This window comes from Nocardia sp. NPDC002869, assembly GCF_046764065.1.
In the GTDB taxonomy this organism is placed as follows: domain Bacteria; phylum Actinomycetota; class Actinomycetes; order Mycobacteriales; family Mycobacteriaceae; genus Nocardia; species Nocardia rhamnosiphila.
The window spans coordinates 1-9,272 of the sequence record NZ_JBKOOL010000200.1 but is presented as its reverse complement, the minus strand read 5'-3'; the positions used below and the strand labels follow the sequence as shown (position 1 = coordinate 9,272).

General features: G+C 68.7%; 1 protein-coding gene. It reads left to right on the top strand.

Annotation, left to right across the window (positions count from 1 at the left end):
• The coding region (locus tag ACLML9_RS25730; RefSeq protein WP_411947935.1) for an amino acid adenylation domain-containing protein at positions 1-9,272 on the top strand (9,272 nt) is incomplete at both ends.

Below are 9,272 nucleotides of genomic sequence, written 5' to 3'. Positions count from 1 at the left end.
GTCAACACGCTGGTGTTGCGGACGAATGTCGGTTCCGGTGAATCGTTCGCCGCGCTGGTGGACCGCGCTCGACAGGTCGATCTGGACGCGTTCGGCAATGCCGATGTGCCGTTCGAGCGGCTGGTGGATCTGCTGTCGCCGGAGCGTTCGCAGGCGCGTAATCCGTTGTTCCAGGTGGCGCTGTCGCTGCAGAACAATGAGCAGCCGGTGCTGGATCTGGCAGGTCTGGAGGTCTCCGGGCTGGACCTCGTGGAGGACGTGGCCCGGTTCGATCTGCAGTTCACGCTGGCCGACAACGGCTCCGGCGGAATGACCCTGTTCCTGAACTACGCCACCGAACTGTTCGACGAGGCGACCATCCGGACCGTGATCACCCGGTTCCGGCAGTTGCTGACCGCGGTGGCCGCGGACCCGGATATCGCACTGGGGTCGATCGAGATCCTCGACGAGGCCGAGCGTGCCGAAATCCTGTCCCGCACGGGTGGTGCGGCGGTGCCGGTGTCGACGTTGCCGGAGTTGCTGGCCGCGGCGGTGGCGGTGGATCCGGCGGCGCCGGCGGTGGTGTTCGAGGGTGTCCGGTACTCCTATGGCGAGATGGACGAGCGGTCGAACCGCTTGGCGCAGGTGCTGATCGAGCGGTGCCTGGGTGCCGAGGATCTGGTGGCGGTGGCGGTGCCGCGGTCGGCGGATTCGGTGCTGGCGGAGTGGGCTGTCACCAAGTCGGGTGCGGCATTCGTGCCGATCGATCCGACTTACCCGGCGGATCGCATTGCGCATATGCTCACCGACTCCGGTGCCGCGGTGGGTATCACGGTGTCGAGTGTGCGGGCGGATCTGCCGGATTCGGTGGATTGGCTGGTGCTCGACGAGCTGGCTTTGGATACGTATCCGGCCGATCCGATCACCGATGCGGATCGGGTGTGGCCGTTGACTCCGGCGAATACGGCCTATGTCATCTACACCTCCGGTTCGACCGGTTTGCCCAAGGGTGTTGTCGTCTCGCATGCCGGTTTGGCGAACTTCAGTGCCGAACAGGTCGAGCGCTACCGGTTGACCCCGGGTTCGCGGGCGTTGGCTTTCGCTTCGCCGAGCTTCGATGCCTCGATCCTGGAGCTGTTGCTGGCGGTGGGTTCGGCGGGTGCGCTGGTCGTGGTGCCGACCGGTACCTACGGTGGTGCCGAACTGGGTGAGCTGATCGCCCGCGAGGGTGTGACGGTCGGCCTGATCACGCCGTCGGTACTTGCTTCGCTGGATCCGGCGGACCTCGCGGGCATGGAAGTGATCATCGCCGGTGGTGAGGCGATTTCGGCGGACCTGGTGGCGAAGTGGTCGACCACGCCGGAGGGTGGGGTGGCGCGTCGGTTCCACAATGCCTATGGTCCGACCGAAGCCACGGTGGCCACGAATATCAGTGGTGTGCTGCACGCCGGTGATCGGGTCACGATCGGTGGCCCGGTGCGAGGCATGCGGACTCTGGTGCTCGACGACCGTCTCAACCCGGTGCCCGAAGGTGTGGCCGGTGAGCTGTATGTCGGTGGTATCCAGCTGGCGCGTGGTTACCATGCCCGTGCCGGTTTGACCGCTGAGCGTTTTGTCGCCGACCCCTATGGTGAGCCCGGGGCCCGGCTCTACCGCACGGGTGATGTGGTGCGGTGGCGTCGTGACGCCGCGGGTGATCCCGTGGTGGAGTATGTCGGCCGTAATGATTTCCAGGTCAAGGTTCGTGGTTTCCGTATCGAGCTGGGTGAGATCGACGCGGCGCTGACCGCGCACGACACCGTCGACTTCGCGGTCACGACCGGACACAAGAGCGCCGCGGGCGTGGTCTCCCTCGTCTCGTACGTGGTGGCCGTAGCGGGGCGCTCGATCGACGTGGCCGAGGTGCGCGAGTTCGTCGGGCAGCGGTTGCCGTCGTACATGGTGCCGGCGTCGGTCATGGTGCTCGACGAGGTCCCGCTGACCCCCGCCGGAAAGCTGGATCGCCGGGCCTTGCCGGAGCCTGCGTTCGAGGCACGGGAGTTCCGGGCGCCGTCGACACCGGTCGAGCGGGTCGTGGCCGGTGTACTCGCCGATGTGCTCGGTATCGAGCGAGTCGGCGCGGAGGACGATTTCTTCGCCCTCGGCGGGAACTCGCTGCTCGCGACACAGGTCGTGGCGCGTCTGGGCGCGGCGCTGAATACGCAGGTGCCGGTGCGGATGCTGTTCGAGGCATCCGCCGTCGGCACGCTGGCCGCCCGGCTCGAGGAGCAGGTGGGTTCCGGCGGACGTCCGGCGCTGGTGCCGCAGCCGCGGCCGACCCGGGTGCTGCCGTCGGGGGAGGTCGTGGACCGGATCCCGCTGTCTCTGGCGCAGCAGCGCATGTGGTTCCTGAACTGGTTCGACGGTGGTGCGGCCGCTTACAACATTCCGCTGGTGATCCGGTTGTCGGGTGCGCTGGACGTGGACGCCCTTCGACTGGCGGTCACGGATCTGGTGGCGCGGCACGAGGTGCTGCGGACGGTGTATCCGGAGACCGAATCCGGTCCGGCGCAGGTGGTGCTGCCGGTCACGGGGGCGGTACCGGTCCTCGAGATGCGCACGGTGGCCGCGAATGCGGTCGAGGCCGTGGTGACCGAGCTGGCGTCGGTGTCGTTCGATGTCGCCCAGCAGGTGCCGGTGCAGGTGACGCTGCTGCGGATCGACGACGCGGCAGACGAATACGTGCTCGCCGCGGTGGTGCACCACATCTCCGGCGACGGCGCCTCGACGGTGCCGTTGATGCGGGATCTGATGACCGCCTATTCGGCACGGGCGGCAGGCCGGGCACCGGATTGGGCGCCGCTGGCGGTCCAGTACGCCGATTTCGCGATCTGGCAACGGAACCTGATGGGCGACGGCGCCGATCCCTCGTCGCTGGCGCACGAACAGCTCGACTTCTGGCGGTCGGCGCTGGCGGATCTGCCCGAGCAGCTGGATCTGCCGATGGACCGCCCGCGGCCGGCGACACAGTCGTATGACGGTGGCCGAGTCGAAGTGCGTATCGATGCGCGCCTGCATCAGGCGCTGCAGGACTTCGCGCGGCAGCAGGGCGTGACCCTGTTCATGGTGACGCATACCGCGTTCGCGCTGCTGCTGGCCCGTTTGGCGGCGACCGACGATGTGGCGATCGGTACTCCGGTGGCCGGTCGGGGCGAGGCCGCCCTCGACGATGTGATCGGCATGTTCGTGAACACGCTGGTGTTCCGGACCCGGGTCGAGGGCGGGGAATCGTTCACCGACCTGCTGGCGCGCCAGCGGGAGATCGATATCGCGGCGCTCGCGCATGCCGATGTGCCGTTCGAACAGCTGGTGGAGGCGCTGAACCCGGTGCGGTCCACGGCGCGGCACCCGCTGTTCCAGGTGGGCTTCGCGTTCCAGAACCTCGCGCAGACCAGTCTGGAAATTCCCGGTCTCTCGGTGTCCGGAGTGGACGCCGGGACCGAGGTCTCCCTCTACGACCTGAGCATGATTCTCAGCGACACCTACGACGCGTCGGGTGCCGCGGCGGGCGTGAGCGGGTACCTGACCTACGCCACCGCCCTGTTCGACCACGCGACGGTGGCGGGATTCGTGCAGCGGTACCTGCGGGTGCTGGCCGGGGTCGTCGCCGATCCCGCGGCCCCGGTCGGTGAGCTCGAGCTGCTCGACACGGCCGAACGCGAGCTGGTGCTGCACCGGTGGAACGCCACCGACCGTATCGTCGAGCCGGGCCTGTTGCTGGACGGGTTCGACCGGGTGGTGTCGGAGTCCCCGGACCGGGTCGCGCTGACCTACGAGGGCACCGGTCTGTCCTACGGCGAGTTCGCGGGCCGCGTGCGCCGGTTGGCGCGGTGGCTGCGCGATGCCGGTGTGGGGACGGAAACCTATGTCGCGCTGGGCATGCGCCGGTCGATCGACCTGATCACCGGTGCGTACGCGGTGGTCGCGGCAGGCGGCGCGTATGTGCCGCTGGATCCGGACCAGCCCGTGGACCGGCTCGAGTACATTGTCGATACAGCGCGCCCGATCTGTGTGCTGACCTCCGGCGAAGACCTCGATCCGGCGATCGCCGGGCAGGTGCGTATCGATCGGCTGGATCTGTCCGGTGTCGCCGGCACCGCGCTCACCGACGCCGATCGACTCCGGCCGCTGCGGCCGGACAACACCGCGTACGCGATCTTCACCTCGGGCTCCACGGGCCGGCCGAAGGGTGTCCCGGTCTCGCACCGGGCCGTGCTCAACTACCTGGCGACCACCCGCGAACGGCACGAACTCGGGGCCGGCGATGTGCTGCTGAACCGCACCCTGGCGACCTTCGATCCGTCCGTGGTGGAGTTCTTCATGCCGTTGCAGCTGGGCGCCCGCCTGGTCATCGCGCATGCGGAGGGTCACCGCGACGCGGCGTACCTCACCGGATTGATCGCCGACGAAGGCGTCACGATGGCACAGTTCGTGCCGTCGCTGCTGTCGGTGTTCCTGTCCGAATCCGAGCCCGCGGCCTGGGCCGGGCTGCGCAGTATCGTCGTCGGCGGTGAGGCGCTGTCCGGCGACCTCGCGCGGCGATTGCGGGAACGCACCGGTGCCCGCCTGTTCAACCAGTACGGGCCCACCGAGACCACGGTCGATGTCACCGCCCACGAGGTGTCCGGGGTCGAAACCGGAGCCGTGCCGATCGGCGTCCCGGGTCTCAACACCCGGACCTACGTACTCGACGACCGGTTGCGGCCGGTGCCCGCCGGTGTCCAGGGTGAGCTCTACATCAGTGGCGCACAGCTGGCGCCCGGCTACCTGGCCCGGCCCGATCTGACCACCACGCGTTTCGTCGCGGATCCCTTCCACGCCGGCGAACGGATGTACCGCACCGGTGACCTGGTGCGCTGGTCCGCCGCGGGTGAGTTGGAGTACCTGGGCCGAAGCGATTTCCAGGTGAAGCTGCACGGTCAGCGGATCGAGCCCGGCGAGATCGAGGCCGCGCTCACCGAAATGGACGCCGTCGCGAGGGCGCTGGTCATCCTGCGGCACGCGGGTACCGGTGACCACCTGGTCGCGTATGTGGTGCCGGTGGCCGGCGCGACGATCACCACCGACGAGCTGCGGGCACATCTGCACGGTCGGCTGCCGTCGTACATGGTGCCGTCGGCCTTCGTGGCCCTCGAGACGTTCCCGATGAACGCCTCGGGCAAGCTGGACCGTAGCGCGTTGCCGGAACCGGTGTTCGAGACCCGGGAATTCCGGGCCGCCTCGACGCCGATCGAGGAGATCCTGGCGGATATCTTCGCCGAGGTCCTCGGCGTCGAGCGGGTCGGCGCGGACGACGATTTCTTCGCCCTCGGCGGTGACAGCATCGTCTCCATCCAGCTGGTGTCACGGGCCAAATCGCGCGGTGTGGTGTTCACCCCGCGCCAGGTGTTCGAGAAGCGCACGGTGTCGGGCCTGGCGTCGGTCGCCGAGTTCGCGGAATTCGTCGACGGCGCGGTGCGGACCCTGGCCGAGTTGCCGGGCGGCGGGGTCGGCCGTATGCCGCTCACCCCGGTGGTGCGGACGATGGTCGAACGCTTCGGCTCGTTCGGGCGTTTCCATCAGTTGACGCCGCTGAGTCTGCCGATCGGCGTTACCCGCGAAACCATCGCCGCGGTGGTGGGTCCGGTGCTCGACCGGCACGATATGTTGCGGTCGCGCCTGTTCGTCGTGGACGGCGAATGGGTCGTGGAGACCGTCGAGCCCGGTTCGGTCGACGTGGACGCGCTCATCGATCACACCGTGTTCGATGCCGCCGCCACCGATGAGCAGGTGCTCGAAACGGCCACCGCCGCGGTCGACGCGGCCCTGGATCGCATGGATCCCGGCCACGGCGTGGTGGTGCGGTTCGTCTGGCTGGAACCGGATACCGCCGCCCGGCCGGGATACCTGGTGGTCGTGGCGCATCACCTGGTCGTCGACGGCGTGTCCTGGCGCATCCTGGTCCCGGACTTCGTGCTGTCCGCCGGTGCGCACAGCGCCGGGCTCCTGCCGGAACTGCCGGAGCCGACCACCTCGATGCGGACCTGGGCGCATGCGCTCGAGACGCATGCGCGCAGCGCCGAGCGAGAGGCCGAACTGGACTACTGGCGGACCGTCGTCGATACGGCCGATCCGCTGCTGACCGACCGCGCGCTGGACCCGGCGGTCGATACCGCCGCGACGGTCGACACCTATTCGGTGCGGGTGTCGCCCGAGGTCACCCGGGCGCTGCTCACCACGGTGCCGGCGTTGTTCCACGGCGGGGTGAACGACGGTCTGCTCACCGCGCTCGTCCTGGCCACCGCCACCTGGCGGGCGCGGCGGGTACCCGCGGCGGCGATCGATGATCCGCTGCTGATCCGGCTCGAGGGTCACGGTCGTGAGGAAGAGGTCGTGCCCGGTGCCGATCTGTCCCACACCGTCGGCTGGTTCACCTCCGTCTTCCCGGTGCGGTTCGCGCCGGCCGGTATCGATTTCGAGGACGCGCTCGCCGGTGGCCCGGCATTGGGAGCGGCACTCAAGGCGGTGAAGGAACAGTTGCTCGCGGTGCCGGACAAGGGCATCGGCTACGGGTTGCTGCGCCATCTGAACCCGCGGACCGCGAGCGAATTGCCGGTCGAGCTGCCGGGTCAGGTGAGCTTCAACTACCTGGGCCGGTCCGCCGGTTCGGGCGAGTTGTCCCCGGAAATGCGCGAGTTCGGCTGGCTGCCCGCCGATCTGGTGGTGGACGCGGCATTCGACGCGGATATGCCGGCGCTGGCACTGCTGGATATCAACGCCGTCGTCGCCGGCGACGAGTTCATCGCGCGGATCGGTTACCCGACCACCCTGCTCGGGGCCGAAGAGGTCCGCGAGTTCGGCGAGTTGTGGACGCGGGCGCTGGAAGCGGTCGCGCGCCACGCGAATTCCGCGGGCGCCGGTGGGCACACCCCGTCCGATTTCGGCATGGTCGCGCTGTCGCAGTCCGATGTCGACGGGATCGAGCGGCGTTTCCCGGTCGCCGATGTGTGGCCGCTGTCCTCGCTGCAGGCCGGCATGCTGTTCCACGCCCAGATCGCCGAGACCTCGGTGGATGTGTACACCGGCCAGGTGGTGCTCACGCTGACCGGCCGGGTGGACGCCGCCCGTCTGCGTGCGGCGGCGCAGGCCCTGGTCGATCGGTACGAGAACCTGCGTACCGCCTTCGTCACCGATCACGAGGGCCACCCGGTCCAGGTGGTGCTGAAGGATATGCCGGTCGACTGGACCGAGCACGACCGCAGCAGCGCCGGGACGGCCGCCGACCTCATCGAGGCGGACCGGTTGCGGCGCTTCGATCTCGCCGAGCCGCCGCTGCTCCGGTTCACGCTGATCAAGACCGGCGCGGATACCTGGCAGTTCGTGGTGGCGAACCATCACATCCTGCTCGACGGCTGGTCCATGCCGCTGCTCATGCGGGATCTGCTGACGCTGTATGCGGTCCGTGGCGATGCCGCGGTGCTGCCGGCGGTCCACTCCTACCGGACCTTCCTGGCATGGGTCGGCCGCCAGGATCGCGAGGTCTCGCTGGAGACCTGGCGGGCGGCGCTGGCGGGAGTCGAGGAACCGACCCTGCTCGGCCGCCCCGAAGCGGGCGGCTCCGAGATCACCACGCTGTCCGGCGAGTACGAGTTCGGGCTGGATACCGCGGCCACCGCCCGGATGACCGCGCTGGCCACCGAGGTCGGCGTGACGGCGAACACGGTGCTGCAGCTGGCCTGGGCGGTACTGCTGGGCCGGCTGACCGGTCGCGACGATGTGCTGTTCGGCGCCACCGTCTCCGGTCGCCCGCCGGAACTGCCCGGCGTGGAGACCATGGTCGGGTTGTTCATCAACACGATCCCGGTGCGGGTGCGGTTCGATCAGAACGAGTCCGTGCGGACGGTGCTCGCCCGGGTCCAGGCCGAACAGGCCGATCTGCTGGATCACCACTATGTGGGTCTGGCGGATATCCAGGGCGCGGCGGGGATGGCGGCGCTGTTCGACACCCTGCTGGTGTTCGAGTCGTATCCGGTGGATGCCGCGGGTATTCAGGCGCAGGCCACCGATATCGACGGAATGACGGTGGCCGGCCTGGCCGGCATCGACGCCACGCACTACCCGCTGACCCTGGTCGCCGCGCTCGGCAACACGCTGCGGATCCGGGCCGGGTACCGGCAGGACATGTTCGACGAGGCCGATGTGCGCCGTATCGCGGACCGGTTGGTCCGGCTGCTGGACGGCATCGTCGCCGATCCGTCCGTCGCCGTCGGCGATATCGATCTGCTGGCACCGGCCGAACGCGAACTGGTGCTGGAGCGCTGGAACGCGACCCACCACGCGGTCGATTCACGGTTGCTACCGGACGAGTTCGCCGCGGCGGTCGCGAGGTATCCGGATCGGGTCGCGGTGTCGTTCGAGGGCGCCGAACTGACCTATGCGGCGTTCGCCGGACGGGTCAATCGTCTGGCGCGGCTGCTGATCGCCGAGGGCGTGGGGCCGGAATCGCTGGTCGGTCTGGCGCTGCGGCGCTCGGTGGATCTGGTGGTCGCCATGTACGCGGTGGTCACCGCGGGTGGTGCGTATGTACCGGTGGATCCCGAGCATCCGGCGGAGCGGACCGCGTATGTGCTCGAGACCGCGCGACCGGTCTGCGTGCTGACCTCGACATCCGATGCCGGTGCCGTGCCCGAGGGGACAGGTGTGCCGGTACTGGCCCTGGACACGCTGGAGCTGTCGGGCTACGCCGATGCCTCGGTCACGGATGCCGATCGGGTGGCGGCGTTGCGTCCGTCGAATACGGCGTATGTGATTTTCACGTCGGGTTCGACGGGTCGTCCGAAGGGCGTGGCGGTCTCGCATGCGGCGATCGTGAATCGCCTGGTGTGGATGCAGTCCGAGTACGGTCTGACCGCTTCGGATGTGGTGTTGCAGAAGACTCCGTCGACGTTCGATGTGTCGGTGTGGGAGTTCTTCTGGCCGTTGCAGATCGGCGCGCGGTTGGTCGTCGCCAGGCCCGAAGGCCATCGGGATCCGGAGTATCTGGCCGAGGTCATCGATACCGAGGGTGTGACGGTGGCGCACTTCGTGCCGTCGATGCTCACGGTGTTCGTGGCGGCCTTGCCGGGTGTGTCCGCGGATTCGGGTGCGGCGCGGTGTGGTTCGTTGCGGTTGGTGTTCTCTTCGGGTGAGGCGTTGGCGCCGAAGCCGGCGCATCGGTTGCGGGAGTTGACCGGGACGGCTGTGCACAACCTGTACGGTCCGACGGAGGCCGCGGT